The organism is Bradyrhizobium sp. USDA 4503 (genome assembly GCF_054055815.1).
In genome coordinates this window covers 5,975,187-5,995,130 of the sequence record NZ_JBSRXS010000001.1, presented here as the reverse complement: position 1 = coordinate 5,995,130, position 19,944 = coordinate 5,975,187, and the positions used below count along the sequence as shown (strand labels likewise).

The following is a 19,944-nucleotide window of genomic DNA, read 5'->3' as shown; positions in this document are numbered from 1 at the left end:
GCTGTCACCTATATATGTCCTTACGCGGATGATGGCAGCCCCGTTACGGGGCGGTGCAGCCAAGGAGGGCTGCCGACAAGTCAGTCGCGCGCGTAGCCGATCAGGGGCTTACGCGGCCGGAACAGGATCATCAGCAGGATGCCGGCAATGCCGAGCACCGCGAATACCGGCTGCTCCAGAAGCAGGCGGATCACGTCATTCCAGAGCCAGGGCGCGAAGCGATCCACCCAGGCATGGAATGCCTGCTGGCTCGACTGGTGGATGTCGTTCCAGAACTGGCCGAACTGGGTGAACCGCAGGCTCTGGTCGGCGACGTAGCGGGCCCCGTCATAGACCATGAAGATGAAGCTGCCGGCCAGCAGCAGAAGGCCGATCAGACGGAAAAAGCCGCGGATCATGCGTCACCCTAACTCCCAGTCGCGCCCCACGCGTCGTCAGGCCTTACCGGGCGCCCCCCGGAAATTCAACCTCTTCAGCGGCTTATCCGGCCCCCGCAGGGACGATTTCGGGCCCTTTTGGGGTCCCGAAAGCGTTGACGCTTAAGCCCGCGCCATCTATAAGACCGACCGATGGCGGCGGGCGCAATCCTGCCGCCGCTGTTCTTTGGACAGTGCCGCATGCGGAGGCAGCATTTTGCGCTCTTCGCATGGCCGCCTCAAGGACACCCAAGAAAACCACCTTGGACAAATACATCAGAGTTGAGATTTGAACCGGCCGGTGCGCGCAAGCCCGACCACCGAGCGATCACCGCCGAAGGACAGTTAGAGAACCATGGCCAACACCACCTCCGCCAAGAAGGCGACCCGCAAGATTGCCCGCCGCACCATCGTCAACAAGTCGCGCCGCACGCAGATGCGTGGCGCGGTGCGCACCGTCGAGGAAGCGATCAAGAACGGCGACCGCGAGGCGGCACTGAAGGCGATGAGCCGCGCTGAGCCCGAGCTGATGAAGGCAGCGCAGCGCAACATCATTCACAAGAACCTCGCGAGCCGTAAGGTGTCGCGCCTCACGCAGAGCATCGCCAAGCTCGCGAAGTAACGGCTTGCCACCAGAGCTGACTGGAAAACACATTTGTCACGAAGCCCGGCTCGCGCCGGGCTTTTTGTTTTTGTCTCGACTTTTGTCGTGGAAGTTTCATAGCGCGAGAACACTTCGCGTTGCCGCGCAACGAACTGCGTGTCATGTTTCGTTTCGTCGCGTCCGTAGTTCTACCGGCTCGACATGCTTAACGCGCCACACTCGCCCACAGATTGTTCTTCGCTAAGCTAGATAGATGGAATAGCGCGCGAGCATTTCGCGGACGAAACTTGCGAAGCGGGGTTACCCTGCAAAAGTAATCGAGAAAAATGACGTCTCGCGAATTACTTATGCACATAGCGTTGGACAGCGATTGGAAAAATGACCGGCGCGAGACCAAATGTAAATTTTCTATGAAAAATTTTTGGTATTGCACCGTCGTTTGTGACACGCGTGAATCTGTGCGCTGATTCAAAAACTTGCTTTCGCAACTCAGCATCGGCAACGCCGCAACAGTCGCGAAGAGTCTCGATCCCCGTCGAATCCACGGATTGTCAGAAAATCAGCTTGGTGTATTTATTTCTTGTTCGCGACGCCCACGGCTCTCCAGATCAGCGCGGTTTGAGACCCAGGGGCGGACGCACAAATCGGCGGCGGTGTGTGCGTTAGCGACGCTTTCCAAGCGAAGCTGAATTGACGGCTCATAGCGATATGAGGACGGTCGACCTGTGTCAAAATTTCTCCGGCGATGTCCCCGGCAATTTGGGGGATCGAACAAGAGAGACCAGGACGTCAGTCGGAATTTGGCAGCGGGAACGCGGAGCGAGTGAACGGGTTGACGACGACACGGCGGCGGCGAAGCGCCGGGCATTTCGGTGTTCGGTAGCAGCAGTTCGAATTTGAAGACACGAGCAAGCTGACAACTTGCCGCGATACGTCGCGGCGGGAGGGGGAGGTCATATGGCTTACGGTATCATCACTGCAGTCGAACCAACGACAGCCGAAGCGCAAATTTCCAGTGGTGCCGTAATCAACCCCTCGGACGTCAGCTCCCACCCGAAGCGTCCGTCGAGTACGCGCTGACCTCGCGGGGCGCATCTTCTCCAAACAGCTGATCTGTCGGGTGGCGCATGGACGCCACACGGGAGAGCTTTGTCCGGAGCAGACCGCGCCCGCTAGAGGTCGCGCCGCGGCAGGAAACCTGCACGGCGCTTTCGCAACGATTATCTCTCAGACTTGGAAGTACGAAGGCAATGACGAACACGGAACAGGATCGCTGGTCGCGGGTGAAGGGACGTTTGCGGACGAGCGTTGGCGAGGACGTCTACACGAGCTGGTTCGCTCGGATGGATCTGGAGAGCGTGCACGACGAGAGCGTGCACCTGTCGGTTCCGACCCGGTTCCTCAAGAGCTGGATCCAGGCGCACTATGCCGAACGCGTGCTCTCCTGCTGGCAGGCCGAGATGCCCGAAGTGCATCGCATCGACCTCACCGTGCGCTCGGCAATCCGCGCGACGGCTCCGGTGAAGGAAACGGTTGCGCCCGTCGAAGTGCGCCGCATCGAGCGCACTGACGGCCGGCTCGTGCCTGAACTGCGCTCGGTTGCGACCGCGCCGGTGTCCGCGAGCCACGACGCGCTCGGCGGCTCGCCGCTCGATCCGCGCCTGACCTTCGCCAGCTTCGTCGTCGGCAGGTCCAACACGCTGGCTCATGCGGCGGCCCGCCAGGTCGCGGAAGGTCGCCGCGGCGATCCCGTGATGTTCAACCCGCTCTACATTCATGCCGGCGTCGGCCTCGGCAAGACGCATCTGCTGCAGGCGGTGACCTGGGCCGGCAATTCCGGCGGCGAGCGCAAGGTGCTGTATCTCACCGCCGAGAAGTTCATGTACGGCTTCGTCGCGGCGCTGAAGACGCAGACGGCGCTGGCCTTCAAGGAGGCGCTGCGCGGCATCGACGTGCTGGTCATCGACGATCTGCAGTTCCTGCAGGGCAAGTCGACGCAGGCCGAGTTCTGCCACACGCTGAACGCGCTGATCGATGCCGGCCGCCAGGTTGTGATCGCAGCCGACCGTCCGCCGTCGGATCTGGAAAGCCTCGACGACCGCGTGCGCTCGCGGCTCGCCGGTGGCCTCGTGGTCGAGATGGGCTCGCTCGGCGAGGAACTGCGGCTCGGCATCCTGAAGTCGCGCGTCGCCGCCGCCCGCGCCCACCATGCGAGCTTCGATGTACCGGAGGAAGTGCTCGACTATCTGGCGCGCACCATCACCCATAACGGCCGCGACCTTGAAGGCGCGATCAATCGCCTGCTGGCGCACTCCAAGCTCAACAACCAGCCGGTGACGCTGGAGATGGCCGAGCGCGAGGTGCGCGACCTGATCCGCCCACAGGAGCCGAAGCGGATCAAGATCGAGGACATCCAGCGCGTGGTCGCCCGGCAGTACAATGTCAGCCGCTCCGACTTGCTGTCGTCCCGCCGTACCGCCAATGTGGTACGCCCGCGCCAGGTCGCGATGTATCTGGCGAAGACGCTGACCTTGCGCTCGCTGCCGGAGATCGGCCGGCGCTTCGGCGGCCGCGACCACACCACGGTGTTGCACGCCGTGCGCAAGATTGAGGCACTGGTCGCCAAGGACACGGCGCTGTCGGAGGAAGTCGAATCGCTGAAGCGCCAGCTGCAGGAATAGGGCCGCTTCATCCGGCCGGATCGTTCCATAGCCCTCCCCTCGCCAAAGGGGAGGGCCAAACTTTTTTCCGACCCAAAACGTGGGGAACGGGGCTCGTTTCGCGCCCGTATCGCTTGCACCGGCCGCCCATCCGCGCCACCTTGCGGTCCCCCCGTGGGTTTGATCAAATCCGGTATTGATCCGGCTTTTCGGGTTTCCAATGCCGCGGCGCTGCCCTGAACGGCCGCCCGGCTTTTCCATCTGAGGGATCTGGCGGGTATTGCAATGAAGGTCACCGTCGAGCGCGCGCAACTCCTGAAATCGCTGGGTCACGTTCACCGCGTGGTCGAGCGCCGCAACACCATCCCGATCCTCGGCAACGTGTTGATCCGCGCCGAGGGCGCCAAATTGTCGCTGAAGGCGACCGACCTCGACCTCGAGGTGACGGAGACCTTGGCCGCCGAGACCGGAACCGCCGGCTCGACCACGGTGCCCGCGCACATGTTCTACGACATCGTCCGCAAGCTGCCCGACGGCTCGCAGATCGTGCTGGAAGCCGACGGCGACCGCTCGGTGCTGGCCGTGCGTGCCGGCCGCTCGCGCTTCACGCTGCAGACGCTGCCCGAGAGCGACTTCCCGGGCCTTGCCGCCGGCGACATGACGCATTCGTTCTCACTGCCGGCGTCCGACATCAAGCGCCTGATCGACCGCACGCAGTTCGCGATCTCGACCGAAGAGACCCGCTACTACCTCAACGGCATCTATCTGCACGCGGCCGGCAGCGCCAAGGCGGCGACCCTGCGCGGCGTTGCGACCGACGGTCACCGGCTGGCGCAGATCGACCTCGCACTGCCCAAGGGCGCAACCGGCATGCCCGGCGTGATCGTCCCGCGCAAGACGGTCGGCGAGGTGCAGCGGCTGATCGAGGGCGACGACGCCGAGATCTCGATCGAGCTGTCGGACGGCAAGATCCGCTTTACGCTCGGCAACGTGGTGCTGACCTCGAAGCTGATCGACGGCACCTTCCCGGACTACGGCCGCGTCATTCCGCAGAACAACGACAAGGAACTCGTCGTCGACAAGAAGGATTTCGAGGCCGCCGTCGACCGCGTCTCGACGATTTCCAGCGAACGCGGCCGCGCGGTGAAGCTCGCACTGTCCGCGGGCAAGCTGGTGCTCTCGGTCACCAACCCGGATTCCGGCAGCGCCACCGAGGAGCTCGAGGTCGAGTACGCCTCCGACGCGCTCGATATCGGCTTCAACTCGCGCTATCTGCTCGACATCGCCGCCCAGATTGAAGGCGAGGTCGCAGTGCTGAAGCTCGCCGATCCCGGTTCGCCGACCCTGGTGCAGGACCGCGACAGCAAGGGCGCGCTCTACGTGCTGATGCCGATGCGGGTGTGATTCCTCCTTCTCGTCATGGCCGGGCTTGACCCGGCCATCCATCGAGCAAGAGATGACCTATTGGGTGTACATCCTCGCCAGCAAGCCCGGTGGAACCCTTTACGTCGGTGTAACCAATAATCTGGTCCAGCGCGTCTACGAGCATCGCGAAGGTCTGGCCGAGGGCTTTACCAAGAAGTACGGCATCAAGACGCTCGTCTATTTTGAGGCACACGAGACGATTGCCGCCGCACTTCAGCGCGAGAAGAATATCAAGCACTGGTCGCGTGAGTGGAAGATCGATCTGATCGTTGCCGGCAATCCCGACTGGAGAGACTTATATGATGAAATTGTCCGCTGACGCGGACGATGGATTGCCGGGTCAAGCCCGGCAATGACAAGGTAACATGACCCCGTCCCGCATTCACCGCCTGTCGCTGACGCATTTCCGCAATTACCGGACGGCGACGCTGCAGGTCGCCGGCGACATGGTGGTGCTGGTCGGGCCGAACGGCGCCGGCAAGACCAATTGCATGGAAGCGGTCTCGTTCCTGTCGCCGGGCCGCGGCCTGCGCCGCGCGACGCTGGAGGACATCGCCGACAACCAGGGCGACGGCTCCTGGGCGGTCTCGGCCGAAGTCGAGGGCGCGCTCGGCCTTGCGACGCTCGGCACCGGTATCGATCCGCCGACCGGTGACGCCGGTAACACAAGGCGCTGCCGCATCGACCGCGAACCGGTGGGGTCCGCAACCGCGTTCGGCGATCATCTGCGCATCGTGTGGCTGACGCCGGCGATGGACGGCCTGTTCATGGGCGCCGCCTCGGAACGGCGGCGCTTCTTCGACCGCCTGGTGCTGGCGATCGATTCCGAGCATTCCAGCCGCGTCTCGGCGCTGGAGCGCTCGCTGCGCTCGCGCAACCGGCTGCTCGAGGTGCGCAACTATGACGACCATTGGTGTGATGCGATCGAGCGCGAGACCGCCGAGCTTGCGGTCGCGGTCGCCGCATCACGCGGCCAGACCGCCGCCAAGCTCGCCGTGATGCTGCGCGAGCGCGGCGCGGCCTCGGCCTTCCCCTCCGCCGAGATCATGCTCGACGGCTGGATGGAGAATGCGCTGCTGCAGGAGCCTGCAACGGCGGTGGAGGACCGCTACCGCGAGATCCTGCGCGCCAGCCGGCCGCGCGATGCCGCCGCCGGGCGCACGCTCGACGGCCCGCATCTGACCGATCTGCAGGTGGTCTACGCGCCGAAGAACATGCCGGCGCGTGACGCCTCGACCGGCGAGCAGAAGGCGCTCTTGATCGGGCTGGTGCTGGCGCACGCCACGATGGTCGCGGAGATGACCGGCATCGTGCCGCTGCTGCTGCTCGACGAGGTCGTCGCCCATCTCGATCCGAACCGCCGCAAGGCGCTGTTCGACGAGCTCGCCAAGCTCGGCGCGCAGGTCTGGATGACCGGCGCCGATCCCGCGGCGTTCGTCGATATCGGCCCGCGAGGAGAGATTTTCGACGTCGAATCCGGCCGCGCCACGCGGCGCGGCTGATTGGCTAGTCTAGGGCAATCTGAAGCGATGGCGCCGTCGCAGAGCGCATTGCCAAAATATCGAAAACAACCCCATGCAAAGTGGCCAGCGGCGGCAGGCGTTCGACCAAGCAGCTTGACACGTCGGGCAACTCAGGAACAATATTCTAATATTCCGAAATTACGCGAGCATCCCTCGCCCCGGTTCGCCCTGCCCAGCGGGGAGAAGCGAACCTCCGAAGTCGCTCCAATTCAGCTTGGTCTCATCATGTTTCTGGCGGCGCAGAATCGGCCTCGATAGGGGCTCCGAATCCGCCACCGAATCGGGCTTTTCAAAGCCCTCGGAATCCGCCTTTGAAAGCCTTGAAACAGGCCTAAAAAATCCTATTTATTCAATAGTTTGTAGATGGAGACTTTGCGCTAGGCGCAACCCCTCTTTCATGGCACAAATAGCGGAATCAGCGCCTCATATTGCGCGGCTGATTCGGATATCCTCGAAGGCCTCACATGACTGAACCTGCCCGGCAGACCCCTGCCGAATCTGAGCATCCCGTTCCGGCCGAATATGGCGCGGAATCGATCCGGGTGCTGAAGGGCCTCGACGCCGTCCGCAAGCGCCCCGGCATGTATATCGGCGATACCGACGACGGTTCCGGCCTGCACCACATGGTCTACGAGGTCGTCGACAACGCCATCGACGAGGCGCTGGCGGGCCATGCCAGCCGCGTCCTGGTCACCCTCAACGCCGACAATTCCGTCACCGTGTACGACGACGGACGCGGCATACCGGTCGGCATCCACAAGGAAGAGGGCGTCTCGGCAGCCGAGGTCATCATGACCCAACTGCACGCCGGCGGAAAATTCGACCAGAACTCCTACAAGGTTTCCGGCGGCCTGCACGGCGTCGGCGTCTCCGTCGTCAACGCGCTCTCCAGCAAGCTCGCGCTGCGGATCTGGCGCGACGACAAGGAGCACTACATCGAATTCGCGCACGGCGATGCCGTGGCGCCGCTCAAAGTGGTCGGCGATGCCCCAGGCAAGCGCGGCACCGAGGTCACCTTCCTCGCCTCGGTCGAGACCTTCAAGAACATCGAATATGATTTCGCGACGCTAGAGCACCGGCTGCGCGAGCTCGCCTTCCTCAATTCCGGCGTCAACATCGTGCTCTCCGACATGCGTCACGCGGTCGAGAAGCGCGAGGAGATGCACTATTCCGGCGGCGTCGAGGAATTCGTCAAATATCTCGACCGCAACAAGAAGGCGATCGTGCCGGCACCGATCATGGTGCGTTCGGAAGCCAACGGCATCGGCGTCGAGGCGGCGCTGTGGTGGAACGACAGCTACCACGAGAACGTGCTGTGCTTCACCAACAACATCCCGCAGCGCGACGGCGGCACCCATCTGGCCGGCTTCCGCGGCGCGCTGACGCGCCAGGTCAACGGCTATGCCGAGGCCAATGCGAAGAAGGAAAAGATCGCGCTGACCGGCGACGATTGCCGCGAAGGCCTCACCGCGGTGCTGTCGGTGAAGGTGCCCGATCCGAAATTCTCGTCGCAGACCAAGGACAAGCTGGTGTCCTCGGAGGTTCGACCGGTGGTCGAGAACGTCCTGAACGAGGCACTGGCCGCCTGGTTCGAGGAGAATCCGAAGGAAGCCAAGGAGATCGTCGGCAAGGTGATCCAGGCCGCCGCGGCCCGCGAGGCTGCGCGCAAGGCCCGCGAGCTGACCCGCAAGAATCCGCTCAGCGTCTCCTCGCTGCCCGGCAAGCTCGCCGACTGCCAGGAGAAGGACCCGGCCAAATCCGAACTGTTCATCGTCGAGGGCGACTCGGCAGGCGGCAGCGCCAAGCAGGGCCGTAACCGCGAATTCCAGGCGGTGCTGCCGCTGCGCGGCAAGATCCTCAATGTCGAGCGCGTCCGTCCCGACAAGATGCTGTCGTCCGAGCAGATCGGCACGCTGATCACCGCGCTCGGCACCGGCATCAGCGACGATTTCTCGGTCGACAAGCTGCGCTATCACAAGATCATCGTGATGACCGACGCCGACGTCGACGGCGCCCATATCCGCACCCTGCTGCTGACCTTCTTCTATCGTCAGATGCGCTCGATCATCGATGGCGGTTATCTCTATATCGCACAGCCGCCGCTCTATAAGGTCTCGCGCGGCAAGTCCGAGCAATACCTGAAGGACGAGCGCGCCCTCGAGGACTACCTGATCTCGACCGGGCTCGATGAATGCGTCTTCAAGCCGGCCTCCGGCGACGACCGCTCGGGCCGTGATCTGCTGTCGCTGGTCGAAGACGCCCGGGTCATCCGCTCGGTGCTGCGCAACCTGCATAGCCGCTATAATCGCGCCGTCATCGAGCAGGCCGCGATCGCGGGCGTGCTCAATCCCAGGATCACGAGCGATATCGCCACCGCCAATTCGGCGGCCGAATACATCGCCAAGCGGCTGGACGCCGTGGCCGAAGAGGTCGAGCGCGGCTGGATCGGCACCTTCACGGAAGGCCAGGGGTTCCAGTTCGAGCGCACCGTGCGCGGGGTCAGGGAATTCGCCGTGATCGACGACGCGTTTCTCGGCTCGGCCGACGCCCGCAAGCTCGATGAATACGCGACCGAACTGCAAGAGATCTACGTGCGCGCGGGCAAGCTGCGGCGCAAGGATGCCGAGCAGATCATCCACGGCCCGATCGACCTGTTCGAGGCGGTGACCGACGCCGCCCGCAAGGGCATCTCGCTGCAGCGCTACAAAGGTCTCGGCGAGATGAACCCGGAGCAGCTCTGGGAGACCACGCTGGACACCGAGGCGCGCTCGCTGCTGCAGGTGAAGATCAAGGAGGTCGACGAGGCCGACGATATCTTCACCAAGCTGATGGGCGACGTGGTCGAGCCGCGCCGCGAGTTCATCCAGGACAATTCGCTCAGCGCAACCATCGACATCTAGGTTCCGCGCACGGCCAAGCGGGTGTGCGCTTTTCGGCGCCGTCGCGGCGCTACCTTTCGTGTGGAAGCTGCGCCGCCAGTTGTGTTACGGTGCCGGACGGCCGTTGATTCCGTTGCGGAATTTCCAATGGCCCAGTCTGAATGATGCGTTAGGGGACATTCCGCGTGCCGCCGATCCAATACATCGTCGAAGGCGGCCGCCGCCTTTCGGGCACCATCGAGCCGTCGGGCAACAAGAATTCCGCGCTGCCGATCATCGCCGCGGCACTGCTCACCGAGCACCCGGTCACGCTGACCAACGTGCCGCGCATCCGCGACACCGAAACGCTGGTCGAATTGTGCCGCTCGGTCGGCGCCACCGCCGAATGGACCGAGCGCAACACGCTGCAGATTCATGCCAGGGAGATCCGCGCCGCCGATCTCGATCCGGCGCTGTGCGCGCGCATCCGCGCCTCGATCCTGCTCGCAGGCCCGCTGCTCGCCCGCTGCGGCGAGGTCGCGCTGCCGCCGCCCGGCGGCGACGTGATCGGCCGCCGGCGGCTCGACACGCACTTCCTGGCCTTCGAGCAGCTCGGCGCCACCGTCACCGCGACGCACCGGCTCGAATTCCGCGCCACGCGGCTGAAGGGCGCCGACGTGTTCCTCGACGAGCCCAGCGTCACCGCGACGGAGAACGCGCTGGTCGCCGCGGTCGCCGCCCGCGGCACCACCTATCTGCGCAACGCGGCCTCCGAGCCGCATGTGCAGGACCTCGCCAATTTCCTGATCGCGCTCGGCGCCAGGATCGAAGGCGTCGGCACCAACACCATCATCGTGCACGGGCCGACAACGCTCGGCAGCACGACTTTCGCGATCCAGCCCGACCATATCGAGGTCGGATCGTTGATCGGGCTCGCCGCGGTGACCCGCTCGCCGCTGCGCATCGCGCGCGCCGGCGTCGAGCATCTGCGCTCGATCCGGATGGGTTTTGAGCGGCTCGGCATCGTCTGCGGCGTCGAGGGCGACGACCTCGTCGTACCGTCCGGCCAGACCATGAAGATCCAGGACGATTTCGGCGGCCATGTGCCGAAGCTTGAGGACCAGCCCTGGCCGGCCTTCCCGGCCGACCTGATGTCGATCGCGATCGTCACCGCGACGCAGTGCGACGGTGTCATCCTGATGCACGAGAAGATGTTCGAATCCCGGATGTTCTTCGTCGACAACCTGATCGCGATGGGTGGCCGCATCGTGCTGTGCGACCCGCACCGCGCGATCGTCGCCGGCCCCAGCCGGCTGCGCGGCGCGCCGATGAACTCGCCCGACATCCGGGCCGGTATGGCGATGCTGCTGGCCGCGGTGTGTGCCGAGGGCACCTCCACAATCAACAACGCCGACCAGATCGAGCGCGGCTATGAGCGGATCGATGAGCGGCTCAACGCCCTCGGCGCCAAGATCAAGCGGATTCCCGCGCGATCGTGATTCCCTGCGGCAGCTTGGCCATCCTTCCGGCCGGTTTGCCGTGCTAAGCGTGCCGTCATGACCTGCATCGACAAGATCGACCCGGCCGCGCCGAACGCGGCCGTTGTCGTCCCTCGCAACCTGTTCACGGCCGAGCTCGCGGAAACGCTGAAGCTCGCGGTGCCGCTCGCGCTGACGCAGCTCGGGCAGATCGCGATGATGACGACCGATCTCGCCTTCATCGGCCGGCTCGGCAGCGAAAACGTCGCCGCCGCGGCGCTGGCGCACACCGTGTATTTCGTCAGCTTCACCATTGGCATGGGCATGATGTCGGCGGTCTCGCCCCTGGCCGCGCAGGCGTTCGGCGCGCGCAACCCGCGCGTGATGCGGCGCGCGCTCCGCGTCGGCCTGTGGGCCGGCTTCTTCATGGTGCTGCCGCTGATGGCGCTGCCGTTCCAGGGCGAGCGCATCCTGCTTATGCTCGGCCAGACCCAGGCCACCGCGCATCTGGCGCAGCAATATCTGTTCGGTCTCGCCTGGGGCATCCTGCCGGCGCTGTGGTTCATCGCGCTCCGCGGCTTCATGAGCGCGGTGAACCGGCCGGAGCCGGTGCTATGGATCACGCTCGCGGCGATCCCGGCCAATGCGCTGATGGTCTACCTGTTGCTCTACGGCAAATGGGGCATGCCCGAACTCGGCATGTTCGGCGCCGGGCTTGCGACCACGATCGTCAATCTCGGCACCTTCCTTGCCGGCGTGTGGTTCGCGGCGCGCCGCCGCCCGTTCCGCAAGTACCACGTATTCAGCCGCGTCTGGCGCATCGACTGGCCGCTGATGGGCAAGCTGGTCGCCGTCGGCGCGCCGATCTCGATCGCTTTCCTGCTGGAGTACGGCCTGTTCGGCGCGGCCGGCCTGCTGATGGGGCTGATCAGCACCACGGCGCTGGCCGCGCACCAGATCGCGCTGCAGATCGCGGCGATCCTGTTCATGGTGCCGTTCGGCGTCAGCATGGCCGCTACCGTGCGGGTCGGTCAGGCCGTCGGCCGCCGCGATACCGACGCGGTGCAGCGCGCCGGCTTTGTCGCGATCGCGCTCAGCGGCATCTTCATGAGCATCATGACGTTCGCGGTGATCCTGGCCCGCTTCGAGATCGCGGCGCTGTTCCTCGGCGAGGCCTCCGATACCACCGCGCAGCTCACCGCGGCGCTGCTGTTGATTGGCGCGACCTTCTTCATCGCCGACGGCATCCAGACCACCACCGCGGGCGCGCTGCGCGGCATGAACGACACCCAGGTGCCGCTGCTGTTTGCCGTCATCAGCTATTGGCTGATCGGCTTCGCGTCGGCCTCCGCGCTCGCCTTCTGGGTCAAGCTCGACGCCGCCGGTGTCTGGATCGGGCTGTCGCTCGGGACGGCGGTCTATGCGACCCTCCTTGTCTTGCGTTTCCGCCTGCTGGCACGCAGACTGGGCAAATGAGGGTCGACGAGGTCACGCCGAACGTGGATTCCGCCGCGCTGCTCGCCGGCGCGCAGTTCGTCGACGCGTTCCGCATCGCGACCGCGCGCCCCGACCTCGATGCGCGGCACGCCGCCGAGGCGATGGTGGCGCGGCAGCCGCGCTGGATCGAATGGCTGCTTGCCCTGCGTAATTTCATCGTCGCGCCGCTTGGCCTGAAAACCTCGGGCGCAGCCGACGGCGCGACACGCGACATGATCGGCATCTTTCCGGTGGTCAGCGAGACGCCGGAGCGGCTGGTCGCGGGATTCAACGACAAGCATCTCGACTTCCGGCTCGTCGTCGACGTCGCCTCCGCGGGAGCTGTGCGCAGCATTACCGCGACCACGCTGGTGCTCACCCACAACTGGTTCGGGCGCGCCTATCTCGCGGTGATCCTGCCGTTCCATCGCCTGATCGTGCCCGCGATGCTGCGCAAGGCCGGAGGCTGAACTACTACACGATCTCAAGCCGCGCTCTTCTCCGGCGTGTCGGCGACGATCTTCTCGGAGGCGTCGGCGTTGGTGCACCAATTGCCGTGGCAGCGCTTGAGGTCGTTGAGATTCTGCCGCATCTGGTCGAGCGAGAAGCCGAGCGCGTAGAAGCGCTCGGCGGCATCGACCGGCAGGCCGCGGATCAGGCCATCCCTGCGCACCGCGGCGACCTCCTCGCTATAGGCGTGCAGCGCCGCATCGACCGGCGCCATGTCGGCCGGGCCGCTGCCGGCGCGCAGAGCGGTCGCGACCGCCACCATGTAAGTCACGATCGCCTTGCTGACGTCTGCCAATGGGCGCGCCAGCCTCGCCTGGATATCGGCCGGCAGCGGCACCACGCAAGCCCGCCCGATCATCACGACGTCGTGCCGCAGCCGCTGGATTGTCCGCAGCAACGGGCCGGTGTCCGGTCCTGATGACAGATGCATGGAGCGCTCGCGCTCGGCCTCGAGGCCGGTCGCGTGCAGATTGGTCACCGCGGTGCCGATGCCGTCCTGGATCCGGTGCAGCGCGTCGTTGTCGAGGCCGCGGGTCAGGCCGGCGAGCAATTCGGCGAACGCCGCCGACAGCAGTTCCAGCAGCTTCGATCCGTTGACCCTGATCTGACTGACCGCGCGCGACGGCAGCACCAGGAACGAGATCAAAAGCCCGGTGAGCGCGCCGACCGTCACCTCGAGGACGCGGTCGATCGCGGAATCCAGCGGGTTGGAGTGATGCATCGTCGGCAGCAGCAGCACGATCACCGCCGTCACGGTCGCAGAGTTCAGACTCGGATTGAGCGCGGCGATGAAGGCCAGCGGCACGATCGCCAGCACCAGCAGCGCCAGCAGGCTGCCCTCGCCGGAATGCGGTATCAACACCGCGATCGCGCCGCCATAGACGGCGCCGCCGATGGTGCCGAGCATGTAGTCGCGGCTGGCCTTCAGCGAGCGGCCGACGCTCATCTGGGTCACGATCAGCGAGGTCAGCACCGCCCAGAGCGGCAGCATCAGGTTGAGCGCCAGCGCGATGGTATAGGCCGCCACGCCGGCGGACGCGATCCGGACCGCCAGCGCCAGCTGCGTCTTGCGAGCCCAGAGCTGGTCGAACATGCGTTTTGCGAAGGTCCTCATGCACCGTGATCCGCAATCAAAGGAAAGGCCCGTGTTACATGACTTGAAGCTAACCGACCTGAAGCTAACCGATCTGGAGCATGGCAGCTGCCCGCGGCGGCAAGGTGACTTGAAAGGCCTGACCTGCCCGCCTACCCTGCGCCGCAAAATTGAGGAAACACGATGGCCCACGAAACCGCAACGCTCGCCGCCTACGTCGCCGACCTGAAATATTCCGACATTCCGCCGGAGGTGCTGGAGCGCGCCAAGGTTTTGACGCTGGATTTCCTCGGCAGCACCATCCGCGCCCGGCGCGATGCGGAATCGACGCCGTCGCTGATGAAGATGCTGGAGGCGCTGGCGCTCGACGGCAAGGGCGAGGCCACCGTATTCGGCGACACCAAGACCTGGACCCCGGCGGTCGCGGCGCTGCTCAACGGCGCGCTCGGCCATTCGCTCGACTTCGACGACACCCACGCCGATTCCTCGCTGCATCCGAGCGCACCGGTGGTGCCCGCCGCGTTCGCGGTCGGCGAGATGGTCGGCGCCTCCGGCCGCGACGTGCTGACTGCGATCGTCGCCGGCTATGAAGTGTGCTGCCGGCTCGGCAACGCACTCGACCCGACCTCGCATTACGCCCGCGGCTTCCATCCGACCGCGACCGCCGGCACCTATGGCGCTGCCGCGGCGGCGGCCAAGCTGTTCGGCCTGTCGAAGGAGCAGATCGTTTCCGCGTTCGGCGTCTCCGGCAGCCAGGCCGCGGGCTCGCTGCAATTTTTGGTCAACGGCGCCTGGAACAAGCGCTACCAGGTCGGTGCCGCCGCGATGAACGGCGTGATCGCCGCGACCCTGGCGCGCAACGACTTCATCGGCTCGAGCGAGTCGGTCGAAGGCAAGCACGGCCTGCTGGTCGGCTACAGCGACGATGCGCATCCGGACAAGGCGGTGGCGGACTTGGGCCACACCTACGAGACGCTGAAGATCGGCGTGAAGCCGTATCCGAGCTGCCGCTACACCCACGCCGCGATCGACGCGCTGATCGCGATGCGGCGCGAGCACAACCTGACGCCGGACCAGATCAGGAAGGTCGAGATCGGTCTGCACCGCAACGGCATCACGCTGACCGGCGACGCCGCCACCAAGCGCCACCCGACCTCGGTGGTCGGCGGCCAGTTCTCGATGTTCTTCACCGGCGCGATCGCGCTCGACCAGGGCCATTTCGGCTGGGACGACTACGACCGGCTGGGCGACAAGGCCATCGACGCGCTCGCCGACAAGTTCGACGTGGTGCAGGACGACCGGCTCGAGGTCGGCCGCACCCATCCGTTCGGCGCCCGCGTCTCGATCACGACAGATGACGGCACCCATGAGCGCCTCTATGCCGATCCCTCCGGCGAGCCGACCTCGTTCCCCGACGCAAAGGCGATGCAGCAGAAGTTCCTGACGCTGGCCCGCCCGGTGCTCGACAAGCGCGCCGACCAGCTCGCCGACGCCATCCTGACGCTGGAGCGCTTCGATCGCGTGGAGAAGGCGACGCAGCTGGGAAGGCAGTAAGCAGGCCGTCGAGGCGCAGGCTGCACGCCACGCCCACAGCTGTCGTCCTGGCGAAAGCCAGGACCGATAACCACCGCATTTGATCATGAAGGGGATCGTGGCCCCAGCGTCGCGCAACAAGTCTCATTTGGGGTAATGGGTCCCGGCCTTCGCCGGGACGACGACGGCGGGGATGCGTCGTAATTCAAGAAGTCAAACAGCGCGGTGTCATCGCCCGCGTGGCGAAATGGATTCCGGGCTCATGCTTCGCATGCCCTGGAATGACGGCGCGTCCTACTCCGCTCCATCGATAATCACAAAATCCCCCTCTGAATATTTCTGCCGGATCACCTTCGCGGCCTGATATTCCGGGCAGGTGTAGCATTCCATCGCAGTGGCGCGGTCCCTGAATTCGATGACGAAGTTGCGCTGGCGCGTTGCGCCTTCCATCACGTCATAGGGGCCGTTGCGCACGATGAAATTGGCGCCGTACTTTTCGAACACCGGCATCGCGGCGGCGAGATATTCGGGATAGCGCGCTTCATCGTGAACCGTGACGTGCACGATCCAGTAGGCTTTCGGCATGATGGTCTCCGGTTGACGCGTGCTTCAAGAAACTATGGCGCGCCTCCTCGCGAGATGCGCCATCGCATCAGAAAATTCCGGAGGCCGAGATTCAATTCACGATCGCGCGGGTGTTGTGTGACATGCCGGTCAATTGCCGCCCGCGAGCCGCGCACTTGCAGACGTCGCTGTGACGACGTCACGGACCAGATCGAACACGCCGTCCGCCTCGGGCGGCATGTTCGGCGAGCGGCCGAGGCGGACGATGACGAGGTGCTGCGACGGCACGATAATCACATATTGCCCGATCGTGCCCTTGGCGAAGAAGGCATCGCGCGGCCAGCCGTGCTCGACACGGAAGCGAGCGCCAAAGCTGTCGCCGAGATTGGTCCAGAAGCCCGCGCCATAGCCGACCCAGGCATTCGGCGTCGGCGATGCCGAGTATTTCACCCAGCCCTCGGGCAGGATACGCTTGCCGCTGGCCACGCCGTCATTGAGATAGAGCTGACCCAAGCGCGCCCAGTCGCGCGCGCTCGCCATCATCGCGCCCGATCCTTCCGGCGTGCCCGCAGCATCGAACTGCATCACGACATTGCGCATGCCGAGCGGTCCGAACAGCTCCTCACGCGCGAAGCGCATCACATCAGTCGCATGCCCGCCGGCGGCGTTGCGGATCAGGTGCGAGAGGATCAGGTAGTTGCCGTCGTGATAGTTCCAGACCCGGCCGGGCGCGCTCTCCAGCGGAGCGCTCTCGGCGAAGGCGGCCATATCCGATTCCATGAACTTCATGCGGTTGACCGGCTCGAGCACGGATGCCAGCGACGCCTGCAGCGAACTGCCGAGTGCGAGGCCCGCGGTGTGGCGCAACAGCTCGTCGACCGTGATCGCGTGGCGCGGATCGTCAGGATTCCGCCAGGCCGCGATTGGGACCGGCTGGTCGCGCGTCAGCCTGCCCTCGCGCACCAGGATTCCGATCAGCGCCGAGATCACCGATTTGGTCGCGGAGAAACCGAGCAGCGGCGTGTCGGTGCCAACGCCGGCGGCGTAGCGCTCGGCGACGATGCGGCCGTCCTTCATCACGACGACAGCGCGGGTGCGGCGGAACGGCGGCTCGGCCGGCTCGGCAAAGGCGCGGTCGAGCGCAGCCGCAAGCTGCGGGGTTTGCGGCGCGACGAGCGCGGGGCCGGCGATCTCGGGCAGCAGCGCGGCCTGCGGCCTCAAAGGCGGCAACGCAGTCTCGCCCAGCGTCTCGTCATGTTCGAGCGTGCAGCCCATGCCCTCGCGATAGACTGCATGGCTGCGGCCAAGCCCGAACAGCGTCACGGTGACGTCCTTGCGGTCGAGGTCGACCTCGGTGTCCATCGCCCAAGTGATCAGGCCCGCCCCCGGCATCGCGTCAGTGGTCTCGGTCAGGTTTCGCCTGGGGTCGAGCCCGCTGACGAAGGTCTCCGAGCAGATCACGTTGGCGACAAAGCCGGTCGCGACCTCAGGCACATCGCGGGCGCGGGCGGCGGACAGCGCCAACGCACCGAAGGCGGTGGTGGCGGCGAGAATGAGAAAGAGCTTTCGACGGGTCACGGGATCCTCCGGCATGGCGCAACGGGCGCGTGGCCGGATCGGGCCGCCGGGGACGGGAGAGCGCTCGCCGGATTTGGAAATCGGGCTGGTCGAGGATTGGAGGCGACTGGTCGATTCTGGAATTCTACAGCGATTACAAGGGCCTGTAATCGCGACGCCTCTTAGGTGGCGCGGACGAAGTCCGCGACGGATGAGGGGTCTCTCTCTATCCGAGGAGACAAACCCCTCACCCGGCTTCGATGCTACCGCATCGAATCCACCCTCTCCCACAAGGGGAGAGGGTGCAGCGGTATCCGCCGCAAGCAGGACATCTACACCGCGCTTGCCTTCAGCTTCCGGTACTCTGTCGGGGTCACGCCGGTCGTCGCCTTGAAGGCGCGGTTGAAGGGGCCCAGCGACTGGAAGCCGGCGTCCATGGCGATGGTGATGACCGGGACTTCGGCTTGGGAGGGATCGGCGAGCGCCGCCTTGGCCTCCTCGATCCGGTGGTTGTTCAAGAAGACATTGAAGTTGCGGTAGCCGAGCCGCTGGTTGATCAGCCGTCGGAGACGATATTCGGGGATTTTCAACCGGGTCGCCAGCGCGCCGATGGTGACGTTGTCATGGCGGTAGATCCGCTCGTCCGCCATCAGCCGCATCAGGGCATCGACCAGCTTGCGGTCGGCCGCCTCCTCGGCCGCGGCCGGCTTCGTCGGCACGACGGCCTCCGCCGGCACCGTGAACAGGTCGGCGCCGTCGACGCGCACCATCGCCCAGGTGATTGCGGCCACGATGGCGGTGAGCACGGCCGCGTTCACCAGGTTGGCCCATTCCACGGTTACGCGGCTGCCGGCATAGGCAATCTGCAGCAGCGCGTTCATTCCGCCGTACAGCGCAGAGGCGGCGACGATGAAGACGCGGACACGTCGGCGACGCTCGACCAGATCCGCCGACCACGATCCGATGGTTTGCGCCACCGCGAGCGCAACGAAGGCGAGCGTGAGCGAATTGACCATGATGATCGCGATCTGCGCGTGACCGGCGGGTGCAATCCACATGCAACTGACGAAGCTGTAGGCCACGACCGCGGCCCAGATCAGGCCGTGCCACCAGCGCAGCTGAAACGCGTCATCGAACAGCGCGCGCGTGAACAGCCAGAACACCACGATATCGCCGGTCGAGAGCGCGATCAGTGGCGCATGCCAGTCCGAGACCGGCGGCCCGGCGCCGATCGAGGCGGTCACCGCATGCGCGGCCGCGCCGAGCGCGAAGGCGGCTGCAAGGCGCCCGGAAAGCGCCTTGCGAAAGTCAGTGAGCAGCAAGGCGGCAAGCACCAGCAGCAGCGCCACGCTGGCGCTGCGCAGGCAGAGTTCAAGTGCAGGCCAATGTGAAGCAGCCGATGTCATCGCCGGACAATCGTCGGTCGGACGTGGTTTTTCAAGATGGCCGGCGCTGCCAGCGTTGACGCGACGTCACCCAGATATCGACGACATCACCCTCGAGCTTGCCCGGCCCCTCATTCACGGCACCTAGCCGCCGCGCCACGGCCTGGGAAGCTGCGTTGGCCGGATCGATGCAATGGATAATGCGGTCGACCGTGAAGTTCGCGAACACAAAGTCGATCGCGGCACGCGCCGCTTCCACCGCATAGCCCTTGCCGCGATGCTCTTTGGCGATGCCCCAGCCGACCTCGAAGCCGGGCCATTCCGGCGGATAATACGGGCCGACGCGGCCGATGTAGCGGCTGGAAGATTTCTCCTCCACCGCGAACATGCCGAAGCCGTATAGCGCCCAGTGGCCCGAGATGACGGCGGCATTGCGCCAGCCCTTCAGCTCAGACGTGACCGGCTGGTGATCCGGCGTAATGAAGCGCGCCGTCTCGGGATCGGACAGCATCCGCGTGTTCGCAGCAATATCCGATGCGCGCCACGGCCGCAGGATGAGCCGCGCGGTCTCGATCACGGGACCGTCGACCTGCAGCAGACTTGCGCCTGGCTTGATCAGAGAAACCATGACTGTCTCCGGTTTCCAAGTTTGAACTTGCTGCCATCGAGAGCAGGTGCAAGCCACAAGTAATTCGTCGTCCCTGCGAAAGCAGGGACCCATAACCACCGATGTGTGTTGCTAGCGAAAGCTGGGGCCCCAGCCTTCGCAAGACTAGCATCGGTGGTTATGGGCCCCGGCTCGCGCGGAGCCTGTCATCGGGCGGCGCTTCGCGCCAACCCGTTGGCTTGGCCGGGACGACGG

Annotated in this window: 16 protein-coding genes; 10 read left to right on the top strand and 6 right to left on the bottom strand. The window is 65.2% G+C overall.

The genetic code is table 11. The features are described from left to right. Positions 1-80: 80 nt before the first annotated feature. Positions 81-398: a hypothetical protein gene (locus ACVMIH_RS28585; protein WP_016842666.1), complete on the bottom strand. Its 318-nt coding sequence runs from the start codon at positions 396-398 to the stop codon at positions 81-83. A 373-nt stretch (positions 399-771) separates the two neighbouring features. Between ACVMIH_RS28585 and rpsT the strand changes: the two genes are divergently transcribed. The 9 genes from rpsT to ACVMIH_RS28540 all read left to right on the top strand — a co-directional run bounded on the left by rpsT (position 772) and on the right by ACVMIH_RS28540 (position 12,910). Beyond that, positions 772-1,038, top strand: a complete 267-nt coding sequence (rpsT, locus tag ACVMIH_RS28580; RefSeq protein WP_253638150.1) for a 30S ribosomal protein S20 — start codon at positions 772-774, stop codon at positions 1,036-1,038. Positions 1,039-2,270: 1,232 nt separating this feature from the next. After that, a complete protein-coding gene (gene dnaA / locus ACVMIH_RS28575; RefSeq protein WP_057015334.1) occupies positions 2,271-3,701 on the top strand; it encodes a chromosomal replication initiator protein DnaA in 1,431 nt (476 codons plus the stop codon). 264 nt (positions 3,702-3,965) lie between these two features. Further along, positions 3,966-5,084 (top strand): DNA polymerase III subunit beta, encoded by a 1,119-nt coding sequence (gene dnaN, locus ACVMIH_RS28570; RefSeq protein WP_074126563.1) that lies wholly within the window; start codon positions 3,966-3,968, stop codon positions 5,082-5,084. Between the two features lie 52 nt (positions 5,085-5,136). Beyond that, on the top strand, positions 5,137-5,424 hold the full coding sequence (locus ACVMIH_RS28565; RefSeq protein WP_057015332.1) for a GIY-YIG nuclease family protein: 288 nt from the start codon (positions 5,137-5,139) through the stop codon (positions 5,422-5,424). A 46-nt stretch (positions 5,425-5,470) separates the two neighbouring features. Beyond that, positions 5,471-6,607 carry a DNA replication/repair protein RecF gene (recF, locus tag ACVMIH_RS28560; RefSeq protein WP_092080951.1) on the top strand — a complete coding sequence of 379 codons (1,137 nt, stop codon included), beginning with the start codon at positions 5,471-5,473 and terminating at the stop codon, positions 6,605-6,607. Between the two features lie 485 nt (positions 6,608-7,092). Beyond that, complete coding sequence (gene gyrB, locus ACVMIH_RS28555) at positions 7,093-9,528, top strand: DNA topoisomerase (ATP-hydrolyzing) subunit B (RefSeq protein WP_057015330.1); 2,436 nt, start codon at positions 7,093-7,095, stop codon at positions 9,526-9,528. A 164-nt stretch (positions 9,529-9,692) separates the two neighbouring features. After that, the gene (gene murA / locus ACVMIH_RS28550) at positions 9,693-10,985 is read left to right on the top strand and encodes a UDP-N-acetylglucosamine 1-carboxyvinyltransferase (RefSeq protein ID WP_057015329.1); all 1,293 of its coding nucleotides are present in this window, start codon (positions 9,693-9,695) and stop codon (positions 10,983-10,985) included. A 57-nt stretch (positions 10,986-11,042) separates the two neighbouring features. Beyond that, positions 11,043-12,440 (top strand): MATE family efflux transporter, encoded by a 1,398-nt coding sequence (locus ACVMIH_RS28545; protein WP_057015328.1) that lies wholly within the window; start codon positions 11,043-11,045, stop codon positions 12,438-12,440. Further along, the gene (locus tag ACVMIH_RS28540; protein ID WP_057015327.1) at positions 12,437-12,910 is read left to right on the top strand and encodes a DUF2867 domain-containing protein; all 474 of its coding nucleotides are present in this window, start codon (positions 12,437-12,439) and stop codon (positions 12,908-12,910) included. Before ACVMIH_RS28545 ends, ACVMIH_RS28540 begins: the two co-directional genes overlap by 4 nt. A 14-nt stretch (positions 12,911-12,924) precedes the next feature. On the opposite strand, the gene ACVMIH_RS28535 is transcribed toward ACVMIH_RS28540, so the two are convergent. Then, on the bottom strand, positions 12,925-14,064 hold the full coding sequence (locus ACVMIH_RS28535; RefSeq protein ID WP_456864216.1) for an FUSC family protein: 1,140 nt from the start codon (positions 14,062-14,064) through the stop codon (positions 12,925-12,927). A 162-nt stretch (positions 14,065-14,226) separates the two neighbouring features. On the opposite strand from ACVMIH_RS28535, the gene ACVMIH_RS28530 reads away from it, so the two are divergent. Next, a complete protein-coding gene (locus ACVMIH_RS28530; RefSeq protein WP_057015325.1) occupies positions 14,227-15,597 on the top strand; it encodes an MmgE/PrpD family protein in 1,371 nt (456 codons plus the stop codon). Between the two features lie 273 nt (positions 15,598-15,870). On the opposite strand, the gene ACVMIH_RS28525 is transcribed toward ACVMIH_RS28530, so the two are convergent. The 4 genes from ACVMIH_RS28525 to ACVMIH_RS28510 form a co-directional block, all read right to left on the bottom strand. After that, positions 15,871-16,161 (bottom strand): DUF1330 domain-containing protein, encoded by a 291-nt coding sequence (locus ACVMIH_RS28525; protein ID WP_316395106.1) that lies wholly within the window; start codon positions 16,159-16,161, stop codon positions 15,871-15,873. A 129-nt stretch (positions 16,162-16,290) separates the two neighbouring features. Further along, entirely contained in the window at positions 16,291-17,718 is a 1,428-nt protein-coding gene (locus ACVMIH_RS28520; RefSeq protein ID WP_456864214.1) for a serine hydrolase domain-containing protein, read from the bottom strand. Between the two features lie 311 nt (positions 17,719-18,029). Continuing rightward, a complete protein-coding gene (locus ACVMIH_RS28515; RefSeq protein ID WP_456864212.1) occupies positions 18,030-19,103 on the bottom strand; it encodes a helix-turn-helix domain-containing protein in 1,074 nt (357 codons plus the stop codon). 31 nt (positions 19,104-19,134) lie between these two features. Continuing rightward, complete coding sequence (locus tag ACVMIH_RS28510) at positions 19,135-19,710, bottom strand: GNAT family N-acetyltransferase (protein WP_456864210.1); 576 nt, start codon at positions 19,708-19,710, stop codon at positions 19,135-19,137. Positions 19,711-19,944: the final 234 nt, after the last annotated feature.

Bases quoted from the DNA above. Each gene is read 5' to 3' on its own strand.
- ACVMIH_RS28510 (WP_456864210.1), bottom strand. From the start codon at position 19,710: ATGGTTTCTCTGATCAAGCCAGGCGCAAGTCTGCTGCAGGTCGACGGT.
- ACVMIH_RS28525 (WP_316395106.1), bottom strand. From the start codon at position 16,161: ATGCCGAAAGCCTACTGGATCGTGCACGTCACGGTTCACGATGAAGCG.
- dnaA (WP_057015334.1), top strand. From the start codon at position 2,271: ATGACGAACACGGAACAGGATCGCTGGTCGCGGGTGAAGGGACGTTTG.
- recF (WP_092080951.1), top strand. From the start codon at position 5,471: ATGACCCCGTCCCGCATTCACCGCCTGTCGCTGACGCATTTCCGCAAT.
- ACVMIH_RS28530 (WP_057015325.1), top strand. From the start codon at position 14,227: ATGGCCCACGAAACCGCAACGCTCGCCGCCTACGTCGCCGACCTGAAA.
- gyrB (WP_057015330.1), top strand. From the start codon at position 7,093: ATGACTGAACCTGCCCGGCAGACCCCTGCCGAATCTGAGCATCCCGTT.
- dnaN (WP_074126563.1), top strand. From the start codon at position 3,966: ATGAAGGTCACCGTCGAGCGCGCGCAACTCCTGAAATCGCTGGGTCAC.
- ACVMIH_RS28515 (WP_456864212.1), bottom strand. From the start codon at position 19,103: ATGACATCGGCTGCTTCACATTGGCCTGCACTTGAACTCTGCCTGCGC.
- ACVMIH_RS28585 (WP_016842666.1), bottom strand. From the start codon at position 398: ATGATCCGCGGCTTTTTCCGTCTGATCGGCCTTCTGCTGCTGGCCGGC.
- ACVMIH_RS28565 (WP_057015332.1), top strand. From the start codon at position 5,137: ATGACCTATTGGGTGTACATCCTCGCCAGCAAGCCCGGTGGAACCCTT.
- ACVMIH_RS28545 (WP_057015328.1), top strand. From the start codon at position 11,043: ATGACCTGCATCGACAAGATCGACCCGGCCGCGCCGAACGCGGCCGTT.
- rpsT (WP_253638150.1), top strand. From the start codon at position 772: ATGGCCAACACCACCTCCGCCAAGAAGGCGACCCGCAAGATTGCCCGC.
- ACVMIH_RS28535 (WP_456864216.1), bottom strand. From the start codon at position 14,064: ATGAGGACCTTCGCAAAACGCATGTTCGACCAGCTCTGGGCTCGCAAG.
- ACVMIH_RS28540 (WP_057015327.1), top strand. From the start codon at position 12,437: ATGAGGGTCGACGAGGTCACGCCGAACGTGGATTCCGCCGCGCTGCTC.